The sequence below is a fragment of the Asaia sp. BMEF1 genome (assembly GCF_051628905.1).
Taxonomy (GTDB): domain Bacteria; phylum Pseudomonadota; class Alphaproteobacteria; order Acetobacterales; family Acetobacteraceae; genus Asaia.
The window spans coordinates 903692-928182 of the sequence record NZ_CP157575.1 but is presented as its reverse complement, the minus strand read 5'-3'; the positions used below and the strand labels follow the sequence as shown (position 1 = coordinate 928182).

Annotated in this window: 25 protein-coding genes; 17 read left to right on the top strand and 8 right to left on the bottom strand. The window is 60.2% G+C overall.

Annotation, left to right across the window (positions count from 1 at the left end; translation table 11 throughout):
• Positions 1-93: 93 nt before the first annotated feature.
• Positions 94-1008, bottom strand: a complete 915-nt coding sequence (locus tag ABHV46_RS04075; RefSeq protein ID WP_438382890.1) for a peptidylprolyl isomerase — start codon at positions 1006-1008, stop codon at positions 94-96.
• A gap of 362 nt (positions 1009-1370) precedes the next feature.
• Between ABHV46_RS04075 and secA the strand changes: the two genes are divergently transcribed.
• From secA to thiD, 16 genes are all read left to right on the top strand, one after another.
• A complete protein-coding gene (gene secA, locus ABHV46_RS04070; protein ID WP_438384241.1) occupies positions 1371-4097 on the top strand; it encodes a preprotein translocase subunit SecA in 2727 nt (908 codons plus the stop codon).
• 26 nt (positions 4098-4123) lie between these two features.
• Positions 4124-4873, top strand: coding sequence for a YebC/PmpR family DNA-binding transcriptional regulator (locus tag ABHV46_RS04065; RefSeq protein ID WP_438382888.1), 750 nt, complete (start codon positions 4124-4126; stop codon positions 4871-4873).
• A complete protein-coding gene (gene ruvC / locus ABHV46_RS04060) occupies positions 4870-5376 on the top strand; it encodes a crossover junction endodeoxyribonuclease RuvC (protein ID WP_025823960.1) in 507 nt (168 codons plus the stop codon). The genes ABHV46_RS04065 and ruvC overlap by 4 nt, the downstream gene beginning before the upstream one ends.
• Positions 5373-5978, top strand: coding sequence for a Holliday junction branch migration protein RuvA (gene ruvA / locus ABHV46_RS04055; protein WP_438382885.1), 606 nt, complete (start codon positions 5373-5375; stop codon positions 5976-5978). Before ruvC ends, ruvA begins: the two co-directional genes overlap by 4 nt.
• Positions 5979-6042: 64 nt before the next feature.
• Positions 6043-7101 carry a Holliday junction branch migration DNA helicase RuvB gene (ruvB, locus tag ABHV46_RS04050; RefSeq protein WP_438382883.1) on the top strand — a complete coding sequence of 353 codons (1059 nt, stop codon included), beginning with the start codon at positions 6043-6045 and terminating at the stop codon, positions 7099-7101.
• Entirely contained in the window at positions 7088-7501 is a 414-nt protein-coding gene (ybgC, locus tag ABHV46_RS04045) for a tol-pal system-associated acyl-CoA thioesterase (protein WP_438382882.1), read from the top strand. Before ruvB ends, ybgC begins: the two co-directional genes overlap by 14 nt.
• Before the next feature lie 98 nt (positions 7502-7599).
• The gene (tolQ, locus tag ABHV46_RS04040; protein ID WP_336944926.1) at positions 7600-8316 is read left to right on the top strand and encodes a protein TolQ; all 717 of its coding nucleotides are present in this window, start codon (positions 7600-7602) and stop codon (positions 8314-8316) included.
• Between the two features lie 5 nt (positions 8317-8321).
• Positions 8322-8756 carry a protein TolR gene (gene tolR, locus ABHV46_RS04035; protein ID WP_336944927.1) on the top strand — a complete coding sequence of 145 codons (435 nt, stop codon included), beginning with the start codon at positions 8322-8324 and terminating at the stop codon, positions 8754-8756.
• Between the two features lie 17 nt (positions 8757-8773).
• A complete protein-coding gene (locus tag ABHV46_RS04030) occupies positions 8774-9769 on the top strand; it encodes an energy transducer TonB (protein WP_438382877.1) in 996 nt (331 codons plus the stop codon).
• Between the two features lie 29 nt (positions 9770-9798).
• Positions 9799-11157 carry a Tol-Pal system beta propeller repeat protein TolB gene (gene tolB / locus ABHV46_RS04025; RefSeq protein WP_438382876.1) on the top strand — a complete coding sequence of 453 codons (1359 nt, stop codon included), beginning with the start codon at positions 9799-9801 and terminating at the stop codon, positions 11155-11157.
• A 266-nt stretch (positions 11158-11423) separates the two neighbouring features.
• Complete coding sequence (gene pal / locus ABHV46_RS04020; protein WP_267310793.1) at positions 11424-11900, top strand: peptidoglycan-associated lipoprotein Pal; 477 nt, start codon at positions 11424-11426, stop codon at positions 11898-11900.
• A 236-nt stretch (positions 11901-12136) separates the two neighbouring features.
• Positions 12137-12985 carry a hypothetical protein gene (locus ABHV46_RS04015; protein ID WP_438382874.1) on the top strand — a complete coding sequence of 283 codons (849 nt, stop codon included), beginning with the start codon at positions 12137-12139 and terminating at the stop codon, positions 12983-12985.
• Positions 12986-13026: 41 nt separating this feature from the next.
• The gene (gene tilS, locus ABHV46_RS04010; protein ID WP_438382872.1) at positions 13027-14238 is read left to right on the top strand and encodes a tRNA lysidine(34) synthetase TilS; all 1212 of its coding nucleotides are present in this window, start codon (positions 13027-13029) and stop codon (positions 14236-14238) included.
• 144 nt (positions 14239-14382) lie between these two features.
• Positions 14383-16305 (top strand): ATP-dependent zinc metalloprotease FtsH, encoded by a 1923-nt coding sequence (ftsH, locus tag ABHV46_RS04005; RefSeq protein WP_438382870.1) that lies wholly within the window; start codon positions 14383-14385, stop codon positions 16303-16305.
• A 114-nt stretch (positions 16306-16419) separates the two neighbouring features.
• Positions 16420-17787 (top strand): phosphoglucosamine mutase, encoded by a 1368-nt coding sequence (gene glmM / locus ABHV46_RS04000; RefSeq protein ID WP_438382867.1) that lies wholly within the window; start codon positions 16420-16422, stop codon positions 17785-17787.
• Positions 17787-18581 carry a bifunctional hydroxymethylpyrimidine kinase/phosphomethylpyrimidine kinase gene (thiD, locus tag ABHV46_RS03995; RefSeq protein ID WP_438382864.1) on the top strand — a complete coding sequence of 265 codons (795 nt, stop codon included), beginning with the start codon at positions 17787-17789 and terminating at the stop codon, positions 18579-18581. Before glmM ends, thiD begins: the two co-directional genes overlap by 1 nt.
• Here thiD and ABHV46_RS03990 read toward each other — a convergent pair.
• Positions 18566-19309: a response regulator transcription factor gene (locus tag ABHV46_RS03990; RefSeq protein WP_438382862.1), complete on the bottom strand. Its 744-nt coding sequence runs from the start codon at positions 19307-19309 to the stop codon at positions 18566-18568. The genes thiD and ABHV46_RS03990 overlap by 16 nt on opposite strands.
• Positions 19310-19759: 450 nt before the next feature.
• Between ABHV46_RS03990 and ABHV46_RS03985 the strand changes: the two genes are divergently transcribed.
• A complete protein-coding gene (locus ABHV46_RS03985; RefSeq protein ID WP_438382859.1) occupies positions 19760-20107 on the top strand; it encodes a hypothetical protein in 348 nt (115 codons plus the stop codon).
• A gap of 63 nt (positions 20108-20170) precedes the next feature.
• On the opposite strand, the gene ABHV46_RS03980 is transcribed toward ABHV46_RS03985, so the two are convergent.
• The 6 genes from ABHV46_RS03980 to ABHV46_RS03955 all read right to left on the bottom strand — a co-directional run bounded on the left by ABHV46_RS03980 (position 20171) and on the right by ABHV46_RS03955 (position 24404).
• The gene (locus ABHV46_RS03980) at positions 20171-20587 is read right to left on the bottom strand and encodes a hypothetical protein (protein WP_438382857.1); all 417 of its coding nucleotides are present in this window, start codon (positions 20585-20587) and stop codon (positions 20171-20173) included.
• A gap of 19 nt (positions 20588-20606) precedes the next feature.
• Complete coding sequence (locus tag ABHV46_RS03975) at positions 20607-21110, bottom strand: hypothetical protein (RefSeq protein ID WP_438382856.1); 504 nt, start codon at positions 21108-21110, stop codon at positions 20607-20609.
• Complete coding sequence (locus tag ABHV46_RS03970; protein ID WP_438382854.1) at positions 21110-22351, bottom strand: aminopeptidase; 1242 nt, start codon at positions 22349-22351, stop codon at positions 21110-21112. The genes ABHV46_RS03975 and ABHV46_RS03970 overlap by 1 nt, the downstream gene beginning before the upstream one ends.
• A gap of 59 nt (positions 22352-22410) precedes the next feature.
• Positions 22411-22695: a hypothetical protein gene (locus ABHV46_RS03965; protein WP_188425044.1), complete on the bottom strand. Its 285-nt coding sequence runs from the start codon at positions 22693-22695 to the stop codon at positions 22411-22413.
• Between the two features lie 129 nt (positions 22696-22824).
• Entirely contained in the window at positions 22825-23892 is a 1068-nt protein-coding gene (locus ABHV46_RS03960; protein ID WP_438382849.1) for a pyridoxal phosphate-dependent aminotransferase, read from the bottom strand.
• Positions 23889-24404 (bottom strand): ankyrin repeat domain-containing protein, encoded by a 516-nt coding sequence (locus tag ABHV46_RS03955; RefSeq protein WP_336944943.1) that lies wholly within the window; start codon positions 24402-24404, stop codon positions 23889-23891. Before ABHV46_RS03955 ends, ABHV46_RS03960 begins: the two co-directional genes overlap by 4 nt.
• Between the last annotated feature and the right edge of the window lie 87 nt (positions 24405-24491).

The following is a 24491-nucleotide window of genomic DNA, read 5'->3' as shown; positions in this document are numbered from 1 at the left end:
AGGAGGATGCACGGCTCGGGGCTCAGGTCCAGCCCCTCGCCTCGCAATGAGGCGAAAAGACCGGTTTTCTGAGTAAAAAGTGAGCGTTAACGCTTACTTCTTGGGGGCAGCAGCAGGGGCTGCGGGCGCGTCGGGAAGTGGCTTCCCCTGGGCGTCGTAACGCACGATCTTGACCTTGTCCTGAGCGGCCTTGACGATGTCGCGCACATTGTCGCGGATCAGCTGCTGGCGGATCTCGTCATGCACCTGCTCCAGCGGCGGCACAGGCGCTTCGCGTGAGGCGAGAACCTGAATGACATGCCAGCCATACTGGGTCTTGACCGGGGTCTGGCTGATCGTGCCGGGCTTCATTGCGAAAGCGGCCTTCGAGAACTCCGGCAGCATGTCGTCTTTCTTGAACCAGCCGAGGTCACCACCGCTTGCGCCCGACCCCTTGTCGGTCGAGAGCTTCTTGGCGAGATCTTCGAACTTCGCGCCGTGGTTCAGCTGCTTGATGACGTCCTTGGCCGTGGCCTCGTCAGCAACCAAAATATGGCGGGCATGGATTTCCTGCTCACCCTTCTTGGAAGCGTAGTTCGTTTGATACGCCTGCTTGATGGCGTCTTCGGTCACCAGCGGGGCGACCTTTTCCTGCAGATACGCATTCTGCAGCGCGTTATCGGCGGCTTCCTGCATCTGCGCCTTGACGTCGGGCTTTTTGTCGAGGCCTTCCTTCATCGCGTCGATCTGGATGGCCTTCTGGCTGACGATCTGATTCAGCAGGATATTGACCAGCGTGTTGGGTGGCAGCTGACGTGCCTGCGGGGGCAGACCTGCCGCCGCCTTCTTGACGTCGTCCAGATAGATCTTCTGGCCATTGACCGAAGCGATCAGCGGATTGGCGTCAGCAGGGGCAGCCGGAGCCGCATTCGCCGGAGCAGCAGGAGCAGGGGCCGCAAAGGACGGAGCCACCAGCGTCGTGCCGGAGAGAAGTGCAGCGCAGAAAAGAGCCGGGCGGATAAGCCGCATGGAGAAACAACCTCGAAAAACTCGTGGAACTTATGCCAGCATGGCGCAGGCTTTACCGCGCGGCAAGGCCGCTTGCGGAAAGATGCCGTGTTTTGATGGCACTCTTCATAAAGAAATTATGCATTGCAGCCTCTTCAGGTGCCGAGAAGGCAGGGGGCTCGGTTGACCGGGGCATGGGGGCGCCTTATCTCATTTCCCGCGTGGACGATCCCGATCCTGCTTTTGCGGGTGCGCTGCGCTTTCGCCGTATTCCGGCTTCCGACGCTTCCGGCTTCGGAACAACCCGGTACGTGCGGGTCGGGATAATCCGCCTTTCAGTTTGCGGTCCGCCTGTTTCGGACCAGGTCGCCAGAAGGACAGTCATGTTCGCTCGTATCGCCCGCGCCGTGTTCGGCACCGCCAATGATCGCTCGCTGAAGGGCTATCAGAAGCGCCTGCCTGAAATCAACGCGCTTGAGCCTGCCGCAAAGGCGCTCGACGATGAGGCGCTGCGCGCGAAGACACAGGAATTCAAGGGCCGCATCGCCGGGGGCGAAAGTCTCGACAAGATCATGCCCGAGGCCTTCGCTGTCTGCCGTGAGGCCTCGCGACGCGTGCTTGGCATGCGGCATTTCGATGTGCAGCTCGTGGGCGGCATGGTGCTGCATTCGGGGCGCATAGCCGAAATGCGGACGGGTGAAGGCAAGACGCTCGTCGCGACGCTGGCCGTCTATCTGAGCGCGCTGGCAGGCAAGGGCGTGCATGTGGTCACAGTCAATGACTATCTGGCCAAGCGCGACGCCGAGGAAATGAGCAAGCTTTACAGCTTCCTCGGCCTGACGACCGGCGTCATCGTGCCCAATCTGTCGGATGACGAGCGCCGCGCGGCCTATGGTTCTGACATCACCTACGGCACGAATAACGAATTCGGCTTCGATTACCTGCGCGACAACATGAAATACACGCTGGAGGAGATGGTCCAGCGGCCGTTCTACCATGCCATCGTCGATGAGGTGGATTCGATCCTGATCGATGAGGCGCGCACGCCTCTGATCATTTCAGGTCCTGCCGATGACAGCTCGGACCTTTATCGTGCGGTCGATGACGTCGTGATCGAGCTCGTGAAGAACAAGGACGCCTTCGAGCGCGACGAGAAGCTGCGTACGGTCATCCTGACCGAACAGGGCTCCGATCAGGTCGAGGCGATGCTGCATGAGGCAGGCGTTCTCAACGAAGGCGGCCTGTATGACGTGCATAATATCGCCGTCATGCACCATGTGCAGCAATCGCTGCGTGCCCACACGCTTTTCGCCCGCGATGTCGAATATATCGTGCGTGGCGGCAAGGTGATCATCATCGACGAGTTCACGGGCCGTATGATGGACGGCCGACGCTACTCCGACGGACTGCATCAGGCGCTCGAAGCGAAAGAGCATGTCGAGATCCAGCCTGAAAACCAGACTCTGGCCTCGATCACCTTCCAGAATTATTTCCGTCTCTATCCCAAGCTTTCGGGCATGACCGGTACGGCCATGACCGAAGCCGATGAATTTGCCGAGATCTACAAGCTCGATGTGGTAGAGATTCCGACGAATCTCCCTGTCGCGCGCAAGGATACGGATGACGAGGTTTACATCACGGCACGCGAGAAATTCGACGCCGTCGCCAATCTGATCCAGGAAGTCTCGAAATCGGGTCAGCCGGTTCTTGTCGGCACGACCTCGATCGAGAAGAGCGAATATCTCTCGAACCAGCTCAAGGCCAAGAATGTCCCGCATAGCGTGCTGAACGCGCGTTTTCACGAAATGGAATCGCAGATCGTCGCGCAGGCCGGTGCGCCGGGTGCCATCACGATCGCGACCAACATGGCGGGGCGTGGCACAGACATCAAGCTGGGCGGCAATCTCGACATGCTCATCCGCCAGAGCCTCGAAAAGATCGAGGATGAATCGGCTCATGAGGCAGAGATTATGCGTCTGCGCGAGGAAATCGCGGTCAATCATGGTACGGTCAAGGAGCTGGGCGGCCTCTACGTGATCGGCACAGAGCGTCACGAGAGCCGTCGTATCGACAATCAGCTCCGTGGCCGTTCGGGCCGTCAGGGCGATCCGGGTGCGTCACGCTTCTTCCTGTCGCTTGAAGACGATCTGATGCGTATTTATGGCGGCGAACGCATGGGCGCTTTCTGGACGAAGCTTGGCATGAAGGAAGGCGAGGCCATCGTTCATCCCTGGCTGAACAAGGCGCTTGAGCGCGCGCAGAAAAAGGTCGAGGCCCGCAATTTCGACATGCGCAAGAACGTCCTCAAATACGATGACGTGATGAACGATCAGCGTAAGGAAGTTTACGCCCAGCGTCGCGAATACATGGCGATGGAAGATGTGTCCGGCATCATCCACGAGCTGCGTGAGCAGAGCATCGAGGAAGCAGTTCACGCGCGTATTCCCGAAAAAGCCTTTGCCGAACAGTGGGAAAGCGAGGCGCTCGAAGCCGATCTGCTGTCGCTGCTCAATCTGAATCTGCCGATCCGTGACTGGTCGAAGGAAGACGGGATGGATGCCGGTCTGGTCATCCAGCGGGTCGAAGAAGCTGCCAATCAGGCACAGGCGGCGCGCTCGGCCAATATCGGTCCGAACATCATGCGCCATATCGAAAAGCAGGTTCTTCTGACCTCGTTCGATGCTGTGTGGAAAGAGCATCTTCATGCACTCGACCAGCTGCGTCAGGGCATCGGTCTGCGTGCCTATGGCCAGCGCGACCCGCTGAACGAATACAAGCACGAGGCATTCCAACTCTTTACCGCCATGCTGGACGACATGCGCCTGCGTGTAACGACCACCATGTCGCGTATCGAGGTTGTGCAGCAGGCCGACCCGTTCCCTGGTACCGAGGCGCAGCAGATCTTTGCACCCAATGACGAGGGGTTCTCGTCTGCGGGGCTGGAGCCACGTCAGGTCGGCATGCAGTCTTCGGCCCTGTTTCAGGCGCCTTCGGCCGATGGTCTGAACGTGCCCGAGGCTCAGAGCTACGCGCAGGAAACGCCGCGCAACGCGCTCTGCCCTTGCGGGTCGGGCAAGAAGTTCAAACATTGTCATGGCCGTCTGGCCTGAGAAAGCAAGGTTGAGGAGAGGCTCTGATGGCCGGTCATTCGCAATTCAAGAATATCATGCACCGCAAAGGTGCGCAGGACGCCAAGCGTGCCAAGCAGTTTGCGAAGATCCTGCGTGAAATCACGGTCGCGGCCCGCTCGGGCCTGCCTGACCCCACCTCGAACCCTCGTCTACGTGCGGCGATGATTGCCGCACGCGAGGCCAATATGCCCAAGGACAACGTCGAGCGCGCCATCAAGAAGGCCAGCGGCGCCGGCGGCGGCGAGGATTACGTCGAAGTGCGCTACGAGGGCTATGGCCCGGCTGGCGTTGCCGTGATCGTCGAGGGCCTGACCGATAACCGTAACCGCACCGCTAGCGAAGTGCGCGCGGCCTTCTCGAAGCATGGCGGATCGATGGGCGAGAGCAACTCGGTATCGTTCATGTTTCAGCGTCTCGGTGTCGTGACCTACCCGACCGCCGCCGCGTCTGAGGAAGACATGCTGGAAGCCGCTATCGAAGCGGGTGCCGATAATGCCGAGCTGACGGCAGACGGGCACGAAATCACCTGCGCCATGGAGAGCCTGTTCGCCGTGCGTGATGCGCTCGAAGCGCGCTTTGGGGAACCCAGCTCGGCCAAGCTCGACTGGCGCCCTGAGAACACTGTGACGCTGGATGAGGAAAAGGCGCGTTCGGTGCTGAAGCTCATCGACGTGCTCGAAGATAATGACGACATCCAGGCCGTCTATGCCAATTTCGATATCCCTGACGACGTCGCCCAGGCACTGGCTGCTTGATCCGACTTCTCGGGATTGACCCTGGCTTGCGATTCATGGGCTGGGGTCTGATCGATGTCGAAGGCAATCGCCTGCAGCATGTCGCCTCGGGTGTTATCGCGACCGACGGTGCCGAATCGGTGCCCTTGCGTCTGTGCGAGCTGCATGGCGCGCTGCAAAAGCTGATACGCGACTATCAGCCTGCAGAAGCTGCCGTTGAAGAAACCTATGTCAATCGAAACGGTTCGTCGACGCTCAAGTTGGGCTATGCGCGTGGTGTCGCTCTTCTGACCCCTGCCTATGAAGGCCTTCCCGTTGCTGAATACGGGGCGATGATGGTCAAGAAATCGGTGGTCGGTACGGGTGCCGCGACAAAGGAGCAGGTCACGATGATGGTCAAACGTCTGCTGCCCGGCGCTGTGATTCACAAGGCTGACGCTTCGGATGCGCTGGCGGTTGCAATCTGCCACGCGCATCACCGCGAGACCTCGCGTCTCGTTCAGGCCGGAAAGCGCATGGCATGATCGGGCTCCTGACCGGCATTATCGTCAGCACGGAAACAGACCGCTGCATTCTGGATGTGAATGGTGTGGGTTATCTTGTCTCCGCCTCCAGCCGAACCCTGGCCAATCTGCCGTCTGCTCCAGAAAAGACACGCCTGCTGATCGAAACTGTGGTGCGTGAAGACGCTATCCAGCTTTTCGGGTTTCTGACTTCTGACGAGCAGGAGTGGTTCCGCCTGCTGACGACGGTGCAAGGTGTGGGAGCCAAGGTCGCTTTGGCCATTCTTTCCGTTTCGACACCGGGTGATCTGGTTTTGTCGATCAGCGCCGGTGACAAGGCGATGCTGACCCGTGCGGCCGGTGTTGGGGCGCGTCTGGCTGAGCGCATCGTGATAGAACTCAAGAACAAGGTGGGTAAGATGCCCGGCGGTGGCACGGCCCCGCTCGGGAAGGTCGTGGGTTCCGTGGTTGGAAGCGTCGAGGCAGATGCACTTCAGGCTCTCGCCGGGCTCGGTTTCCGTCGCGCTGAGGCGTGGCCGGTTTTGAGCCGTATTCTCGTCGAACATGAAGGCGCAACGCTGGACAAGATCATTCGGCTGGCTCTGAAGGATCTGGCCCGATGAGGCTTACAGGTAGTCCTGGGCGGGCAGGGGAATGGTCTAGCCGTAGAACGAGCGGAGCAGGATCATGAGCGAGACAGATCGCGGGGCGCTCAATCCTGAGCGTCGTATGGATGATAGCGATCACGGCCTGCGCCCGCAGACGCTCGATGACTTTACGGGCCAGCGCGCGAGTTGCGAAAATCTCTCTGTGTTCATTCAGGCGGCGCGCAGTCGTGGCGAGGCACTCGATCATGTGCTGCTCCACGGGCCGCCGGGGCTTGGCAAGACCACCCTCGCGCAGATCGTAGCGCGTGAGCTTGGCGTCGGCTTTCGGGCGACCTCGGGGCCGGTCATTCAGCGTGCAGGCGATCTGGCTGCGATCCTTACCAACCTCCAGCCCAATGACGTGCTGTTCATCGATGAGATTCATCGCCTTCAGCCCGCCATTGAGGAAGTACTCTATCCCGCGATGGAGGATTTCCAGCTCGATCTGATTATCGGCGAGGGTCCGGCTGCGCGCTCGGTGCGTATCGATCTGGCGCCTTTCACACTTGTGGCCGCGACCACGCGCGCGGGGCTGCTTGCCACGCCGCTGCGGGATCGCTTCGGTATTCCCCTGCGGCTTGTCTTTTATACACCAGAGGAGCTGCGCTCGATCGTCTCTCGCGGTGCGGCCAAGCTCGGCATGAACCTGACGGAGGAAGGCGCCGAGGAAATTGCCCGGCGCTCCCGCGGAACGCCGCGTATTGCCGGTCGTCTGCTGCGACGCGTGCGTGATTTCGCTGCTGTCGGTGCGCCCGAGGGGCGTGCCATCACGCGTCACATGGCCGATGCGGCGCTGTCACGGCTTGAAGTCGATTCGGTAGGGCTCGACGCGATGGATCGACGCTATTTGCTGCGCATTGCCGAGCATCACCACGGTGGCCCGGTCGGCGTGGAGACGCTTGCCGCTGCGCTGGCGGAAGCGCGCGATACGCTTGAGGACGTGATAGAGCCCTACCTGATTCAGGAGGGGCTGGTGCTGCGAACATCGCGCGGGCGTATGCTGGGAGAGCGCGGCTGGGCGCATCTGGGCATGAAGGCACCCGCTTCGGCCAGCGCCGCCCAGTTCGATTTGCTGAGAGAGAGCGATGAAGGCGCATAAGATCGGGTTTCGCGTCTATTACGAAGACACGGATGCAGGCGGGATTGTCTATCACGCGCGCTATCTCGCTTTTGCCGAGCGCGCCCGTACCGAGGCGCTTCGCATGGCCGGAACGCCCGTTTCGGCGCTTCAGGAAGAGAGCGGTCTGGTCTTTGTCGTAACGAAGCTGAGCATAGAGTATCATGCTCCCCTGCGGCTGGATGACTGGGCCGAGATCACAACAACAATTGATTCTGTCGGAGCCGCACGTTGCCAGTTGCGTCAGGTCGTGACGTGTGGCGACATGCAGGCCGCCACGCTGACAGTCGAGCTGGCATGCATCATGCAGAATTCCGGGCGGCCCGCCCGAATTCCGCCGCGATGGCGTGCTTCCCTTCAGGCGTTATCGAACCAGAGCTGAGGATCGGCAGGAACGATTGCGCGTAACGATTCGGGATAGGCGCCGGTATCGCTTGCACTGTATAGGCGTGACGCAGAACGAAGCCTCAGGAGGTTTTTTTGGATCGAGCGGTAAATGCGGCTGACCTAGGGGCCGCCGCTTCTGGTTTGTCACCGTTGGACTTGTTCCTTCATGCGTCCATTGTGGTGCAGCTGGTCATGCTGGGGCTGATTTTATGCAGCGCCTTTGTCTGGGCCGTGATCATCGAGAAGATCATTCTGATGCGTCGCGTCAATCGTGAGGCCACGGAATTCGAGGATCGTTTCTGGTCCGGTGGCAGCCTGGAGGATCTCTACGACTCCGACGGTGCCAAGCCGCTTCATCCGATGGCCGCTGTTTTCGGCGCTGCCATGGGCGAATGGCGCCGCTCTGCACGAATCACTGGCATCGACCTCGCCCGTGGCGGCGTGCGCGACCGTGTAGACCGCGCCATCAACATCACCGTCACCCGTGAAATGGATCGCCTCAGCCGACGCGTCGTGGCGCTTGCCACTATCGGCCCGGTCGCGCCGTTCGTCGGTCTGTTCGGAACGGTCTGGGGTATCATGCATGCCTTCGGCTCGATCGCTGCGATGCACAACACCAACCTGGCCGTCGTCGCTCCCGGTATTTCCGAAGCGCTCTTCGCGACGGCCATCGGTCTCGTCACGGCCATTCCGGCTTATGTCGCCTATAACGTGACGAGCAGCGCGCTCGACCATTTCGCCGAGCGTATGGACGCATTCGGCACCGAATTTGCAGCGATTCTGTCGCGCCAGTCGGAAGAGCGGAGCTAAGACCCATGGGCATGTCTGCAGGGGGCGGCCCCGCGCGCGGCCGCAGGCGACGCCCGGCGTCGGAAATCAATGTGACCCCGCTCGTGGACGTCATGCTGGTGCTTCTCATCATCTTCATGGTGACAGCCCCCATGATGACGAGTGGCGTCAATGTGGATCTGCCCAAGACCGATGCGAGCCCGCTCAACGCCGATACGAAACCGATCACGGTGTCGATCAAATCGGATGGCGGCATCTTTCTGGGAGAGGATCCTGTCTCGGCCGACCAACTGGTCGCGCAGCTTCAGCAGGCTGCACAGAATGACAAGGAGCATCGCATCTTCGTTCGTGCCGATGCCCATATCAATTACGGTCAGGTGATGGACATCATGGGGAAGATTACCTCGGGTGGCTTCACGCACGTGGCGCTGCTTGCCCAGCAGCCGGCCGCGGGCCAGTAACCAGAGGAGAAGCAGCCTTGCTGCGTCCCCGTCGGTCCGATGTCCGGCGCTTCCGCTATGCTCTGGGAGCGTCGGTAGCAGCGCATGCGCTGTTCATCGGCTTTCTTCTCGTGCGGCTGCCAATGAGCAAGCCTCCCGAGCCCCCTGAACCCCCGCCGATCGAAATGGCTTTCGAGGATTCCGGGCCGCCAGCGACGCCGCACAAGGCGGATACGCCTGCGCCCAAGCCCGCTCCGGCGCCTGCCCCGACGCCCACCGACGCTCCGCCGGCGCCGACGCCGCCCACGCCTCAACCGGTGGAGGAGCCGCCGCCACCTGCGCCGCCGCCGCCGCCCATTCCGCCACCGGCGGAAAGCAAGACTCCGCCTTTGCCCGACGTGAAAACGCCGGAGAAGATGGTCGACGACTCGGCTGAGCCTATAAAGGCCTCGCCGCCCAAGCCGTCGCCCCCATCGGCGTCCAAGCAGGTTGCGCCGCCCTCGCCACAGACACAGCCTGTCGACAAGCTGCCTGAGACGCCTACTTTCTCGCATATCACGCAGCCTAACCCGGCGAAGAAGACGCAGGCCGACTCGCATTCGCTCCTGGCAACGCTGGATTCGTTGCGAGCGGACCAGAAGCAGACCCATCCGCCCAAGGCCCGTGCCAACCCCCAGCAGGGTGGCGCGCCAAATGGCGGCGGGGCACCGAATGGCGATATCACCAACGCGCTGAGCTCGGCCGAGCAGAAGGCCATCGGCGGGTCGGTGCGGCGTTGCTACTCCGAAGATACCGAAGCGCGTAATTATGCCTCATTTAGTGCGCATCTGATTGTCACCGTTGATGCGACCGGAGAGGCAAGAATGGCGCGTTTCGCTCCCGATACTCAGGCGAAGGCAAATGCCGACCCGTCTTATCGGGCGCTGGCCGAGCGGGCACGCGATGCCGTGCTGAGCCCGACCTGTTCGAAACTTCCCATACCGTCAAACCTTCTGGGCAAGACACACGAACTCAAATTCGTGTTCCGCCCATGAACCTCAAAGAGCGCAAGAGAAGCGAAGTCATGCCAGTCGATAAGCCCCTGTTGACCGACGATCAGGCACAGAGCCTTTCCACCCTTTTCTCCCGCCGCTCCCTTCTCGGCGCCTCCATCGCGGCAGGGGGGCTTCTGGCCACCCCGCTCAGCGCCTTTGCCCAGGCTGCGAATGCGCCGGGTGAAGCCGAGATTACAGTCGATCAGGCGCGTACGGCGCCGATACCCATCTCGATTCCCTCTTTCGGGCCGGGGCTCGGCGAGCAGATCACCGGCGTGGTCTCTGCCGACCTCGAATCGACGGGGCTGTTCACCATACTGCCCGGCACGTCAGGAACGCCCGATTTCCCCTCGCTCAAGGCGCAGGGGGCCCGCGCTGCCGTAACCGGTAGCGCCGCAGGATCGAGCAGCACCCGTGTGGAGATGCGTCTGTGGAACGTCCTGACCGGCGAGCAGATCCAGGGTACCGCTTACACGGCCTCGGCGGCGAACTGGCGCCGAATCGCGCACACGATCGCTGACGTGATTTATGAGCGCATGCTGGGTGAGAAGGGGTATTTCGATACCCGCCTTGCCTATATTGCCCGGACGGGTCCGCGCCATCATCAGATCACGCGCCTTGCCGTCATGGATCAGGATGGGGCCAATAACCACATTCTGACCTCAGGGCGGTGGCTGACGCTGACACCGCGCTTCAACCCGGTGCGCGACCAGATTGCCTTCATGTCCTACGCGAATAACCGCCCTCGCGTTTATACGTTCGATCTGGGCTCGGGCAGCCAGCGCATGCTCGGTGAATTCGACGGCATCTCCTTCGCGCCGCGTTTCTCGCCCAATGGCAGCCAGGTCGTTCTGTCTGCCACGCGCGGCGGCGGCTCGGACATCTTCGTTGTCGATCTGGGTTCGGGCGCCAAACGTCAGATCACCAATTCGGGCGCGATCGACACCAGCCCCTGCTTCAGCCCCGATGGTAGCCAGATCGTCTTCAATTCCGATCGTGGCGGCTCGCCGCAGCTCTACATGATGAGCGCGTCCGGTGGCGGTGTCCGCCGTATCTCCTACGGGCATGGCACCTATGGATCGCCCGTCTGGTCTCCGCGTGGCGATCAGATTGCGTTCACCCGTCTTTCCGGTGGGCGGTTCTCTCTGGGTGTCATGGGGCCTGACGGCACGGGCGAGCGTATTCTGACCGAGGGTTTCACTGTCGAAAGCCCCACCTTCTGCCCCAATGGTCGCGTGATTGCGTTCTGCCGACAGTCGGCAGCAGGAGCGGGCGGCGCCGGATTCTCCAGTGGAATCGGCACGATCGATATTACCGGCTTCCATGAGCGCCCCATTCGTGCCGAAACCGGCGCGTCCGATCCGGCCTGGTCGCCGTTGCAAGGCTGAGTATCGTGTCTCTGGCGCCGCGTTTTGTGGCGTTGGAGACACTAATTTCTGACTTTCTCATGAATTCCACGCGACTTGCCTCGTGATGGTTATCATCCCGCTTGACCGCAGTTCTCGGGAATGAGTATGGCCGATCTTGGTCGTCGGTATCGGTGAGGCCCAATGGTTCTGGTAACCAGCAAGCAAAACGGGAACTCCGGCCTTCGTAATTAGTTGTCGTCACGCTTCCTGGTCCCGGATGGGGACTATATTCAGGGTTGGCAAAAATGAATTTCAAGCTTCTCGGTGCGCTTGGTCTGGCAGTCGTTCTGGCTGCCTGCTCGGACGAATCAAACAAGGGTGCATCGACCGGTGCAGGCGCAACGGCTCAGGAAACCGGCGCTGCGCCCGGTAGCGAAGCCGATCTGGTCGCCAATGTCGGCGATCGCGTCTTCTTCGACCTGAACCGCAACACGCTGTCGAGCGACGCCCAGGCGACCCTCGACAAGCAGGCAGCATGGCTCGCCCGCTACCCGCAGGTCAGCGTTCAGATCGCCGGCAACTGCGATGACCGTGGCACGGAAGAGTACAACATTGCTCTCGGCCAGCGTCGTGCGAACGCCGCTCGTGACTACCTGGTCGCCAAGGGCGTTGCTCCTTCGCGCATCTCGACGATTTCCTACGGTAAGGATCGTCCGACTGCCGATGGTGACGACGAGCAGGCATGGGCTCAGAACCGTAACGGGATCACCTCGGTCAAGTAATCGGTTCTACGCTCGAAAGGGCGCTTCCGTTCCTGATATCTGATGTTGGGTTATCCTGCGAAAGTGGGAGAGGGAGAATGACATCGTGACGGTCCGTTTCATCGGCTCGACACGATATCCGACGAGCAAAGTTTCGAAACCGGCTGGCGCTTATGCGTCAGCCGGTTTTGTTTTATGGTGAATGCGATTTCGCGTGGCATCCTGCCCGCGCCCACGATTTGACTGAAGGATGCGCCATGCGCGGTGCCCGAGTTTCCCGGTTCTTCATCCTCTCGAGTGTTTCTCTGCTGTCCGTGCTCGGCGCGTCTGGCGCCCAGGCTCAGGTCACGAGCCGCGAGGGAATCGCGCTTCAGAACCAGATCCAGCAGCTCAGCGATCAGATTCAGCAGGTTCAGAGCCGTGCGCAGAGTGCCCCGACTTCTGGTGGCTCGGCGCCGTCTGCCCCGTCAGGGAATGGCGATCTGGTCTCGCAGCTTCTCCAGCGCGTTTCGACCCTCGAAAACGAGAACCGTGAGATGCGCGGTGAACTCGATCAACTCTCGAATCAGGTCCAGACGCAAAACGCGACTCTGACAAAGCAGATCGGCGATATGCAATTTGCGGCTCAGAATGGCGGCGGTGGCGGGCCGTCGTCAGCGCCTGCATCATCCGATGCGCCTTCAACACCCCCCACCGCGCCTGCGGCGGCTGACAAGCCGGTCACTGCGCTCGAACTGCTCAAGACCGGGCAGGCGGCATTGAAGGGCCGCGATTATGCAACAGCGCAGAGCAATGCAAGTCAGGCGCTGAAACTGGCGAAAACGCCTAATGGCAAGCTCGAATCGCAATTTCTGCTTGCTCAGTCTCTCGCCGGGCAAAAGCAATATCGTGACTCCGCGCTGGCCTATTACGATGCCTATAATCGCGCGCCGAAATCGCCACGCGCCCCTGAGGCCCTTCTGGGCGTTTCTGCTTCGATGCTAGCCCTGGGTGACAAGACCTCGGCTTGTCAGGCCCTTCAGAAACTCGACTCCGAATTTCCTTCGGCTACACCTCGCGTGAAGGCGGCTGTCACGACATTCAAGGGGCGCGCAAGCTGCCACTGAAAGACCCTCAGCCGATCAGCGAAAGTGAGTTCGCCGGTTTGATGTCTGTCTTCGGGCCCTTCATCCCGGATGAGGCCCGTTTTCCCATCGGTGTTGCGGTGTCTGGCGGGGCAGATAGTCTCTGCCTTGCCTGGCTGATGCGCCGTTGGCGACGCGCCGTTCTGGCTTTGATTGTCGACCACGGCCTCAGAGAGGATTCTGCCGCCGAAGCCGCGGAAACCGCGGCCAGGCTCGGGGCTCTCGATATCCCCTCTGTCATTCTGAAGCTCGACTCAATCGACCACACAGGGAGTTTGCAGAAAAACGCCCGCATCGCCCGCTATCGGGCGCTCACCGAGGCCTGCCTAGCGTGCGGCATTCTCGATCTCGCTCTGGGCCATCATGAGCGCGATCAGGTTGAGACGTTTTTTCTGCGCCAAGCCCATGGAAGTTCGCCTCATGGGCTGGCCGCCATGGCCCTGTCACGTGAGACGCCGCAGCTGCGCTATATTCGGCCATTGCTTGAGGTCGCGCCGGAGCGTCTGCGGGAGACCCTGCGACATCAAGGCGTCCGATGGATCGAAGATCCGAGCAATCGAAACCCCCGGTTCGAGCGTGTCCGTATCCGCCTTTCTCTCGATGAAGCCCGATATGCGCAGGGGCGCGACCAGCTTGCATTGCATGCCCGGCAACGCAACGGGAGATGCATGGCCAGTGCTCGGGTACTCACGACATTGCGTATCGATCCTCTTGGCTTCGCGGTCATGGACTCCCTGCCTGCAGATCCGGCTCTGCTGGGAAAGCTCTGGCAGGTCATCTCAGGCGCGGCATATCCGCCATCTCCAGCCTCTCTCGAAAAACTGATAGCCGCACCGAAGCCGGTTACGCTGGGAGGGGCGCAGCTTTGCGCTGCCGGACGGCTGGGGAAAAACTGGCTGTTGGTAAGAGAGCCGTCGGCGGTGGTCGGGCGTGTTGCGGCACGGCCTGATGTGCTGTGGGACAAACGCTTCAAACTCTCGTGCGACCTGACTGAGCCTGGAATGGAGATTGGGGCGCTTGGCGATGCCGCCCGTCATCTTCGTCATCACGCGCTGCCCGCCATCGTGTTGCGCGGCCTCCCTGCGCTGTGGCTGGGGCAAGAACTGATTGCCGTTCCCCAGCTGGGTACCTTCGCCGCGCCTCACTGGGCGAGGCTGACATTCTCATTTGCTCCGGCCATGCTTATGAGCGACTCCTCATTCTGGCCGGAATACCGCGAAACAGAGAAAACTTGATCGCGAGGGGGTGGGAACGTACCGCCGAATGCTTATGTTAGTTCGCAAAGTGTGGTCGCTGCCGGTTCTTGGCAGAGAACCAAGGGCTGTCGTGTCATCGTCGGTCAGTCTTCGACTCAAAGTTTGGAAACAATAGAGACAGTGATGAACAATTTCGGCCGTAATCTGGCACTCTGGGTGATCATCATCGTTCTGGCGCTGCTGCTTTTTCTGGCGTTTCAGCCGAGTGGAAGCCAGCACGCCTCACAGCAACTCGCCTATTCCGACTTCGTCACCGATGTCGATCAGGGCAAGGTGCGTTCGGTGGTAGTGCAGAACCAGAACATCACCGGCACGCTCAAGGACGGAACGTCTTTCGAGACATACGCCCCCGTCGATCCGGGCCTCGTGCCTCGCATGACGGGTAAGGGGATCGAGGTCGTGGCCAAGCCGCTCGATGCCGATGGCAGCCCGATCCTGCGTGCCGTCACGAGCTGGCTGCCGATGATTTTCCTGCTCGGAATTGGCATTCTGTTCTTCCGTCAGATGCAGTCCGGCAGCGGCCGCGCAATGGGCTTCGGCAAGTCCCGGGCCCGTCTGCTGACCGAGAAGCAGGGTCGCGTGACGTTTGACGATGTCGCGGGCATCGACGAGGCAAAGTCCGAGCTTGAAGAGATTGTCGAATTCCTGAAAGACCCTCAAAAGTTCACGCGTCTCGGTGGCAAGATCCCCAAGGGCGCCTTGCTCGTCGGCCCGCCGGGCACGGGTAAGACCCTGCTGGCACGTGCCATCGCCGGCGAGGCGAACGTGCCGTTCTTCACGATCTCCGGTTCTGATTTCGTCGAGATGTTTGTGGGTGTCGGCGCGTCACGTGTTCGCGACATGTTCGAACAGGGCAAGAAATCGGCTCCCTGCATTATCTTTATCGATGAAATTGACGCGGTCGGCCGCCATCGTGGTGCCGGTCTGGGTGGCGGCAACGACGAGCGCGAGCAGACTCTCAACCAGATGCTGGTCGAGATGGATGGCTTCGAGAGCAATGAAGGCGTGATCCTGATTGCCGCCACGAACCGCCCCGACGTGCTCGATCCCGCCCTTCTGCGTCCCGGCCGTTTCGATCGTCAGGTCGTGGTGCCGAACCCGGATGTGGCCGGACGCGAAAAGATCCTGCGTGTGCACATGCGCAAGGTGCCGCTTGCTTCCGATGTCGATCCCAAGGTCATCGCCCGTGGCACGCCTGGTTTCTCTGGCGCTGATCTGTCCAACCTCGTGAACGAAGCGGCTTTGCTGGCGGCGCGGCTCGGCAAGCGTACGGTTGCAATGCTCGAATTCGAAAATGCCAAGGACAAGGTGCTTATGGGTGCCGAGCGTCGTTCGCTTGTGATGAGCGACTCAGAAAAGCGCAATACGGCCTATCATGAGGGCGGTCACGCAATCTGTGCGATTTTGACCCCCGGCTGCGATCCGGTTCATAAAGCAACGATCATTCCGCGTGGCAGGGCGCTCGGTATGGTCATGAGCCTGCCGGAAGGCGACCGGTATTCGAAGAGCAAGGCGCAGTGCAAGGCCGATCTGGTTCTGGCAATGGGCGGTCGTGTTGCTGAAGAACTGATCTTCGGTGCCGATAATGTCTGCACGGGCGCATCGGGCGATATCAAGATGGCGACCAATCTGGCCCGTCGCATGGTCACGGAATGGGGCATGAGCGACAAGCTGGGCATGATCGCTTATGGCGATAACGGCCAGGAGGTTTTTCTCGGGCATTCGGTCACGCAGAACAAGAATGTCTCGGAACAGACCGCTCGTGAGATCGACCGCGAGGTGAAGGAACTTGTCGACGAGGCTTATCGCCGGGCTCACGCTCTGCTTCTCGAACATATCGACGATCTGCATCGCCTCGCGAATGCGCTGCTTGAGTTCGAAACTCTCTCAGGTGACGAGGTTGGCAAGGTTATTCGTGGTGAGCCTGTAGAACGCGTGGCAGTGGATGACTCGGCCCCGGATAACCGCCGCGCCTCTGTGCCGACGGTGAAACCTGAGCCTGCGGCAGGAACCGAGGCTCTCGATCCGTCGCCTCAGGCGGGCTGATCGAAGGTCAAGACTGAGAGAGACAGGGGGGCGAGAGCCCCCCTTTTTTCGTAATACAGGGTATGCTTGAAGAGCGGCGTGTCACGCCACCGACAAGCGGGAAGAAGGACGGTCATGAGTAAAGAGCGCAAGGCAGAGCGAAAGCTGTTCGGCACAGACGGAATTCGAGGCACAGCCAATAGTTTTCCGATGACGGTCGATGTGGCGCTTCGGCTAGGCCAGGCCGCCGGCCTTTATTTCCGCCGCGGCGCGCATCGCCATAGTGTCGTGCTGGGCAAGGATACACGCCTTTCGGGCTACATGATCGAAAGCGCGCTGGTCTCGGGATTTCTGTCTGCCGGCATGGACGTCATTCTCGTCGGTCCGTTGCCAACGCCTGCCATCGCCATGTTGACCCGTTCGCTGCGCGCCGATCTTGGCGTCATGATATCGGCCTCGCATAATCCGTTCGGCGATAATGGCATCAAGCTTTTCGGCCCCGATGGCTTCAAACTGTCTGACGATGTCGAGGCCGAGATTGAAGCGCTCATGGGTGAGGATCTCACGGCCCAGATGGCTTCGCCCGAAGAGGTCGGTCGTGCCTCGCGGCTGAACGATGCGGCTGGCCGCTATATCGAGGCTGCGAAGGCATCTTTCCCCAGAGGGTCGCGACTCGACGGCCTGCGTATCGTGCTCGATTGCGCCAATGGCGCGGCCTATCGCGTCGCCCCGACTGCTCTTTGGGAGCTGGGGGCCGAGGTCATCAAGATCGGTTGCGAGCCGAACGGAGTGAATATCAATGCCCAATGTGGTTCCACCTGCCCGGAGCCCCTGCGTGAGGCCGTAATCGCTCGTAAGGCGCATCTGGGCATCGCTCTCGATGGCGATGCAGACCGTGTCATTATCGTCGATGAAAAAGGGCAGATCGTCGACGGCGATCAGATACTCGGGTTGATCGTGCTGTTTCTGCACAAGAACGATCGTCTTGGCAGCAACGATGCCGTTGCAACGATCATGTCCAATCTTGGGCTTGAGAAGAAGCTCGCTGAGCACGGAATCACCCTTCACCGCACGGCGGTGGGCGATCGATACGTGGTGGAGAGAATGCGCGAAGGGGGGATCAAGCTTGGTGGTGAACAGTCCGGCCACATGATCCTGTCCGATTTCGCGACGACGGGTGACGGGCTTATCGCAGCGCTTCAGGTGCTGGCGGTGCTCGTCGAGGAGGGGCGCCCCGCAAGTGAAATCCTGCGTGTTTTCGAGCCCTATCCGCAGCTTCTGCGCAATGTGCGGTATCAGGGCGGCGACCCGCTCCGGACGGAAAGTCTCGCCGATGCGCGGCGCTCGGCCGAAGCGCGACTTGGCACAAAGGGCCGTCTTGTGCTGCGCAAGAGCGGTACCGAACCCCTGATCCGTGTCATGGCGGAGGCCGAAGATCCTGCCTTGGTAGAAGAGATCGTCTCCACGATCTGCGAGGCGGTGCAGAAGGCGGTGGCCGTCTGATGAGGGGACGGGTGCTGATTGTCGCAGGAAGCGATTCCGGTGGTGGCGCGGGTATTCAGGCCGACATCAAGACGGTCAGTGCCTTTGGTGGCTTTGCGATGACGGCCATCACAGCCGTAACGGCGCAGAATACCTGCGGAGTAAGCGCAATCACTTATTTGTCGCCTGGAATGGTAGCCGATCAGATGCGGGCGGTGCTTGACGATATCGGTGCAGACATCATCAAGATCGGCATGCTCGGCAATGCCGAGATCATGGAGGCTGTGTGGGAGACGCTTGAGCGCTACCCGACGATACGCTGTGTGATCGATCCGGTGATGATCGCGACCAGCGGGGCGCGTCTGATGACCGAAGACGGTGAGGCGGCCTTTCGGCGTTTATATGCCCACTGCTTCATGCTGACACCCAACTTGCCTGAACTCGAGATGCTGAGCGGTCGCGCGCTTACCACACCGATGGAAATGCAGGCGGCTGCCGCTGAGGTCATGAGACAGCATGGGCTTGCCTGGGTTCTGGCAAAGGGGGGGCATCTGCCCGGAGATAATGTGGTCGATATCCTGCTCTCCGAACAGCAGGAGCAACGATTTGAGGACCGAAAGATCGAGACCTCTCATACGCATGGCACTGGTTGCACCTTGGCCAGCGCTATCGCCATATGCCTCGCCCAGGGCGAAGTTGTTGGGCGAGCTGTCGAGCGGAGCAGGGCCTATGTTCGCCGTGCCATCCTTCAGGCGCCGCCGTATGGCAGAGGAAACGCCCGACCGATGAACCACATGAATCAGAACGAAGGCTGAAGCGAAGAGGGGGTCAATTTACTCGGATCTGTCGATGTTCCGGGTGCTATCGCTTTCGTCTCGTCGCGTAGCACATAGCCTCGCCCCCAGACAGTGCCGATTAAATGACCGGCACCGAACTGTTGCAGCTTCCTGCGCAGTTTGCAGATGAAGACATCGATAATCTTCATCTCCGGTTCATCGATCCCGCCGTAGAGATGGTTCAGGAATGCATCCTTTGTCAGTACATTGCCACGGCGCAGGACCAGCAACTCGAGAATAGCATACTCCTTGCCGGTGAGTTGAACGTGGTTGCCATCGACTGAGGCGCTTTTGGCATTGAGGTCGAGGGCGAGAGGCCCGACTGTCATGACGGCGGTGCTGAACCCGCGTGAGCGACGCAAGACCGCCTGAAGTCGAGCCAGAAGCTCTTCTGAGTCGAAGGGCTTGGTGATGTAGTCATCAGCCCCCGCATGAAACGCCTTGATTTTGGCCTCTGCTCGGTTGAGGCCACTCAGGACAATAATCGGCGTCTGTATTTGAGTTTTGCGAACGCGCCTGATGACCTCATACCCTTCGAGGTCTTCGAGGGTTAGTTCGGTCAGGGCAAGATCGTAATCGTAATGGCGGAGCATATCGATCGCTTCATGCCCTGTATGGGCGTGATCAACAGTAATACCGCCCTGTTTCAGGGTCTTGATCAGCGCTTGGGCCGTAGCTTGATCGCTTTCCACAAGAAGGAGGCGCATCTCATCAATCTCCAGGGTTGATGATGGTTTGGTACTACCTAAGGTTGCTGTCGGCAAGAAAAATACTTTCTTTCCTCGAAAACATTTCTGCAGTCTAGTAACGACTTTTTAACGTTTCTACCCTAGGATTTTCTTCTGGTGCTGAAAGTTGTTTACAACAAAAAGGCAGATGTTTTTAAAGTGTTAGTGCCTTTTTCCACAATGAAGTTCCGACAGGATGGACGAATCTTTGACGCTTATTAACGCGTTAAATCGTTTATTTCGCCTCACGGTACCCAGCTATGACATGCAATACTCGTTTAGGTTGTATTGCACCGGGGTTCTCATAAGACAAACCGTTGGTACAGATGGAATTTAGCAGGGTTATTTTGCTCAATTCGCTCGGGATACTATTGCCGACTGGCCGCCGGGTAACGTCTGATTTTGGATGAAGAGCGGAGATCGAGCGCCGTGCGGGTCAAACAGAACACGAAAAAAGAGAGATGGAATGAGTTGTGCGATCGGGCACAGGCGCTGATTGCCGTGATGCGCCGCGAGACTGACGCTCGACTATTGAGACGTAATGCAGAGGCGAAAATCGTCTGCGCTGAGCGCGCGATACTGAGCTCAGATGACAGTGACACGGCTGTAGAAGGGTTTGTAAACTGGCTTCCCGAGGCCAGGGGGGCGATTGAAAAGGCGCGCAGTGCCGAGCGAGAGGTCGCGATCGACGTTGCTGTCGCCTACCATGTTTTCATGCAGGCGAAAGGTAGCCCTACAAGCGCTGAAGAGCGCGAAGAGGAGCCGACTTCACGATGAAAAAGTAGTGCGACCAGCTTCAAGGGCGGCCTTCCGCGCCTGAGGGTGGCGGGAAGTGCCCTGTTAATCGAGGCGGTTGGCTTCTATCTCACTCCAGGAGCGAGTGCCGATAATGACGCACGCGACCGGATGGGTATTGTCTCTTACGAAAGAGAGAAACGTCTCGCCATTGTCTGAGAAAAGATCGGTCCGGAGGCTCATCGTCGCGCTGACCATGCCCGGCGCTTGCCTGGTCAATGTCGCTGCGGCATGGCTCATAAGGCGCCACACGGCACGTTCAACCGCTTCTACGAGGCGCTCTGGAGGTGTCTCCTCCCGACCGAAGCGTCTGGTTAGGCAGTCCCAATCCTGACGGGTAACGAAGACGGGAATGCCCCCTGCTGGCGTTTCCCGCTCTGCACGGCAGAGAAGCCCGGCCTGAGCCAGTTCGAGGATGTCCGTGGCTGGTAAGGTGGCGGGATCGAGAACGAATTCTTTCATCGACAGATCGGCTCCCGTCTCAGTTCTGTCCTGGCGGTGTGCCCATGGCCTGCATTAGCGCGATCACCTGTTCCGGATGGGCGTGAAAAAGTTCGACATTGCCGGAATTTGGCGCGGGCAGACCGGCCGGGAGGGATTGTCCGTTTGTGGCTGCCAGTGTCATGCCGAATGCCGTCATGCCCATGGTGAAGCTCTCGGGCGTGAAGCCATGGGCACTCAGTATCGCAGGCACGCCGGGCGTTGCGGCGATCTGACCGATTGTCTGCTGAAGCGAAAGCTGCGCCGAATTTGGGGGGCGGATATTGGCGGCTTGAAGCGCCTGCAACGTCTCCGCAGCACGCGGCATGAAATCGGCAGGAAGCGGATAATGCAGACCGGCCTCAATATCCTGCTTCATGGTTGGGGAGAGGGTTTGCTGCTGCGCCTGCGGGTCAGCCTGAGGGGTGGTCTGCGCAAAGGCAGGGGCGGCGAGTGCGCCGCACAGACAAAAAGCTGAAGCCGTTATTGTGATGATTCTGGACATCAGACCCATTCTCCCTTTCTCATCAGCGGCGTTCGGGCGCCGTTTTGATGAACGCCGTCGAGATCGATTTCGTTCGAGCCGATCATCCAGTCGATATGGATCATGCTCGTATTCGCACCGCGTGCCGCCAATTCTTCCGGCGTTGCGCCTTCGGTGTCGAACAGGCATTTCGTATACGCCTGACCGAGCGCAATATGGCTCGAGGCGTTTTCGTCGAACAGCGTGTTACGAAACAGGATGCCTGTATCTGAAATGGGCGATGCATGGGGTACCAGCGCCACCTCTCCCAATCGGGCGGCGCCGTCATCGGTTTCCAGAATACGTCTCAGTGCGTCTTCACCCTTGCCTGCGTGAGACTCGACGATCCGTCCCTCTGCAAAAGTGACGCGAATATCGTCGATGAGCGTACCCTGATGAAAGAGCGGCTTGGTACTCGCTACATGGCCGCTCACGCGATGGCTGTGTGGCGTGGTAAAGACTTCTTCGGTCGGGATGTTCGGATTGCATTCGATGCCGTTCGTCGTGTGCTCTGCACCGCCAGCCCAAGCGTGGCCGTCCGCCAGCCCGACCAGAAGATCCGTGCCGGGGCCGGTGAAGTGCAGCGCGTCGAAACGGCGCTCGTTCAGCATTGCCGCCTTGGCGTGAAGTATCGCATTATGCTGCTTCCAGGCGATGACCGGGTCGGGCGTGTCAAGGCGGGATGACGCGAAGATCGCATCCCACAGGCGTGCCTGCGCTTGATCTGCGGGCAGGTCGGGAAAGACCTGTGCCGCCCAGTTCGCTGTTGCAAAGGCCACAATGGTCCAGTTCGTATCGAAGCGGGTGATGATCTCCATCGCCTCACGATTCGCGCGCGATGCGGCGCGGCTGGCGCGCGAAACGCGTTTGGGATCCTGACCGTTGAGCAGGGTCGGGTTTGCGCCGGTGATGGCAAGGCGGGCTGCGCCCTCGCGATAGGCGCGGGCAATACCATCGGCCATCCAGGCAGCACTCGTGTCGAGGCTTTCATCCGACGCGAAGCGATAGCGGGCGAGGGTGGTCTCATCATCGCTGTACTGGGTTGTGACAAGGCTTGCCCCGGCGCGGTAGGCGTGTTCGGTCAGGCGCCGCACCAACGGCACAGCTTCGAGCGGCGCTGAAATGACCAGCTCCTGTCCGGGCTGTAGATTGAGGCCGATTCTGATCGCAACCTCGCCGAGTCTGTCGAGACGCTCGGCGAAGGGCAGGATGGTTTCAGACATCAGTGTTCTCCTGGCGGGCTGTGCCCGTTCTCGCTCATTACGAGCGCCTGATCGGTCGCTTACTCGCCGAATGTTTCGGCGTGATGGGCACGGCGCGGTGCGCGGCGTGGGCGTTCCTGACGGGGCGCCTTGTCGCGGCTGGCAGGTTTCTCGTCGCGCGGTGCTGTGCGGATTTCCACTTCCAGCTCACGAATGCGGCGCTGAACGCTCTCCTTGAGGGAAGGAGAGGTGTGCGGCTTCATTGTGGCCAGGGTTTCTTTGAGGTCGCGCAGTTGCTTCTGCTTTTCTGCCAGGTTGCGGCGGATCGGCTGGTTATCGGAAAGCTGTCCTGTGTAGGAGCGCATGGTCGAGTCTCTTTATTCTGCTCTGGAGCGTGCCAGAGTGTGTCGTTAACCCAGTATCCGCCCGGCGCAGATCTGCGCCCGGTCGGGTCCGGTTTCGGTGATGTCAGAAAGGCAGGCGCGCGCCTGGCTTCAGCGCGACGTCAGACCCATGGAGGCAAGCGCCTCGATCAGCCGGTCCATTTCCTCATCCGTGCCGATCGTGATGCGAAGCCAGTCGCGAATACGCGGCGCACTGAGCTGTCGCACGATGATGTGGCGCTCCCGCAAGTCTGCCAGCAGGGCGCTGGCCTGATAAGCGGGGTGATGCACAAGAACAAAATTGGCATAGGATGGCAGAATGTCAAAGCCTAACCCGGCCATGCGTTGCACAAATCGCCCGCGCGTGGACATGACCTGCCCGGTGGTGTGGGTAAGCCAGTCACTATCGGCAATGGCGGCTGCGGCCCCTGCCTGGGCGAGGCGGCTGAGCGGATAGGAATTGAAGCTGTCCTTGACCCGGATGAGGCCTTCAATCAGATCGGGATGGCCGATGGCGTAGCCGACGCGTAATCCGGCCAGCGCCCGTGACTTCGAGAGTGTCTGCACGACGAGAATGTTATCGTGCTCCTCTGTCAGCCGGATGGCCGATTCAGCGCCAAAATCGACATAGGCCTCGTCGATGATAATTGTCCGGTCTGGCTGAAGCGTGGCGAGGCGTGACAGGGCCTCAGGCGGCAGGGCGTGGCCCGTATTGGCATTAGGGTTGGCAATGGCAATACCGCCGCAGGGTATGGTGTAGCTTTCGATATCGATCTCGAAACGCTCGTTCAGCGGGATTTCGCGGTAGCTCTGGCCGAACAGCCCGCAATACACCGGATAAAAGCCATAGCTTACATCCGCGAAAAGCATGGGCGCATCGGGTGAGATCAGGGCACGAAAAGCGTGTGCCAGCACCTCGTCAGAACCGTTGCCGACGAAAACGCGCTCTTCTGTCGTGCCATAGGTCGCGGCGATAACGCGCCTCAGATCCCTTGCCGTCGGGTCTGGATAAAGGCGCAGCATATCGTCGCAGCCATCGCTCATCGCTTTGAGGGCGGCTGGGCTGGGACCGTAGGGAAGCTCGTTTGTGTTGAGCTTCAGAATATCGGTGAATTGCGGCTGTTCGCCCGGAATATAGGGATGCAGATCCGCAACGAGGGGATTCCAGAGGCGGCTCATGAGAAATCTGCCGTATCAGAAGTGAAGAGATGTTTCTGGCCGTGGGTTTCGGCGATGTCGCGAACCGAAAGCCCTTCGGCATCTCGCTGATCCGGATCTGCGCCACGAGACAGCAGAAAACGCACCATGTCCTGACGGCCGAACATGACGGCAAACATCAGCGGGGTACGCCCGAGATGGCTCGGGATATCGAGCTTCGCTCCGGCGCTCACGAGAAGCTCGGCCACGGCCAGATGACCCTTGAACGCAACGCCCGAGAGAGCCGTCGCGCCCTTGGCGTCCTGCGTATTCGGGTCGGCACCACGCTCCAGAAGTAGCGCGGTAGCGGGCAGGACACCGTTATAGGCGGCGACGATCAGCGCCGTATAGCCGCGGCTGTCCTGCGCGTCGACCGCCATTCCGGCATCGAGAAACTGGGTCAGCATATCGGTGTCGCCAAGGCGCGCGGCATCGATGAAGAGCGCGGTTATCTGCTCGGGCGAAAAACTGCCTGCCGGCATCATCTCGGTCATGGAAAGGCCTGAAGCTGTCATATCACGCCCAGAATAGCCGAGCGCCCTTCGATCAGGAAGCGCAGGCATTTCTTTTCTTGTTGCGCC

Excerpts from the sequence above, each read along its gene's own strand:
- ABHV46_RS04075 (WP_438382890.1), bottom strand. The coding sequence starts at position 1,008 with ATGCGGCTTATCCGCCCGGCTCTTTTCTGCGCTGCACTTCTCTCCGGC.
- secA (WP_438384241.1), top strand. The coding sequence starts at position 1,371 with ATGTTCGCTCGTATCGCCCGCGCCGTGTTCGGCACCGCCAATGATCGC.
- ABHV46_RS04065 (WP_438382888.1), top strand. The coding sequence starts at position 4,124 with ATGGCCGGTCATTCGCAATTCAAGAATATCATGCACCGCAAAGGTGCG.
- ruvA (WP_438382885.1), top strand. The coding sequence starts at position 5,373 with ATGATCGGGCTCCTGACCGGCATTATCGTCAGCACGGAAACAGACCGC.
- ruvB (WP_438382883.1), top strand. The coding sequence starts at position 6,043 with ATGAGCGAGACAGATCGCGGGGCGCTCAATCCTGAGCGTCGTATGGAT.
- ybgC (WP_438382882.1), top strand. The coding sequence starts at position 7,088 with ATGAAGGCGCATAAGATCGGGTTTCGCGTCTATTACGAAGACACGGAT.
- tolR (WP_336944927.1), top strand. The coding sequence starts at position 8,322 with ATGGGCATGTCTGCAGGGGGCGGCCCCGCGCGCGGCCGCAGGCGACGC.
- tolB (WP_438382876.1), top strand. The coding sequence starts at position 9,799 with ATGCCAGTCGATAAGCCCCTGTTGACCGACGATCAGGCACAGAGCCTT.
- pal (WP_267310793.1), top strand. The coding sequence starts at position 11,424 with ATGAATTTCAAGCTTCTCGGTGCGCTTGGTCTGGCAGTCGTTCTGGCT.
- ABHV46_RS04015 (WP_438382874.1), top strand. The coding sequence starts at position 12,137 with ATGCGCGGTGCCCGAGTTTCCCGGTTCTTCATCCTCTCGAGTGTTTCT.
- tilS (WP_438382872.1), top strand. The coding sequence starts at position 13,027 with ATGTCTGTCTTCGGGCCCTTCATCCCGGATGAGGCCCGTTTTCCCATC.
- ftsH (WP_438382870.1), top strand. The coding sequence starts at position 14,383 with ATGAACAATTTCGGCCGTAATCTGGCACTCTGGGTGATCATCATCGTT.
- glmM (WP_438382867.1), top strand. The coding sequence starts at position 16,420 with ATGAGTAAAGAGCGCAAGGCAGAGCGAAAGCTGTTCGGCACAGACGGA.
- thiD (WP_438382864.1), top strand. The coding sequence starts at position 17,787 with ATGAGGGGACGGGTGCTGATTGTCGCAGGAAGCGATTCCGGTGGTGGC.
- ABHV46_RS03990 (WP_438382862.1), bottom strand. The coding sequence starts at position 19,309 with ATGCGCCTCCTTCTTGTGGAAAGCGATCAAGCTACGGCCCAAGCGCTG.
- ABHV46_RS03980 (WP_438382857.1), bottom strand. The coding sequence starts at position 20,587 with ATGAAAGAATTCGTTCTCGATCCCGCCACCTTACCAGCCACGGACATC.
- ABHV46_RS03975 (WP_438382856.1), bottom strand. The coding sequence starts at position 21,110 with ATGTCCAGAATCATCACAATAACGGCTTCAGCTTTTTGTCTGTGCGGC.
- ABHV46_RS03970 (WP_438382854.1), bottom strand. The coding sequence starts at position 22,351 with ATGTCTGAAACCATCCTGCCCTTCGCCGAGCGTCTCGACAGACTCGGC.
- ABHV46_RS03965 (WP_188425044.1), bottom strand. The coding sequence starts at position 22,695 with ATGCGCTCCTACACAGGACAGCTTTCCGATAACCAGCCGATCCGCCGC.
- ABHV46_RS03960 (WP_438382849.1), bottom strand. The coding sequence starts at position 23,892 with ATGAGCCGCCTCTGGAATCCCCTCGTTGCGGATCTGCATCCCTATATT.
- ABHV46_RS03955 (WP_336944943.1), bottom strand. The coding sequence starts at position 24,404 with ATGACCGAGATGATGCCGGCAGGCAGTTTTTCGCCCGAGCAGATAACC.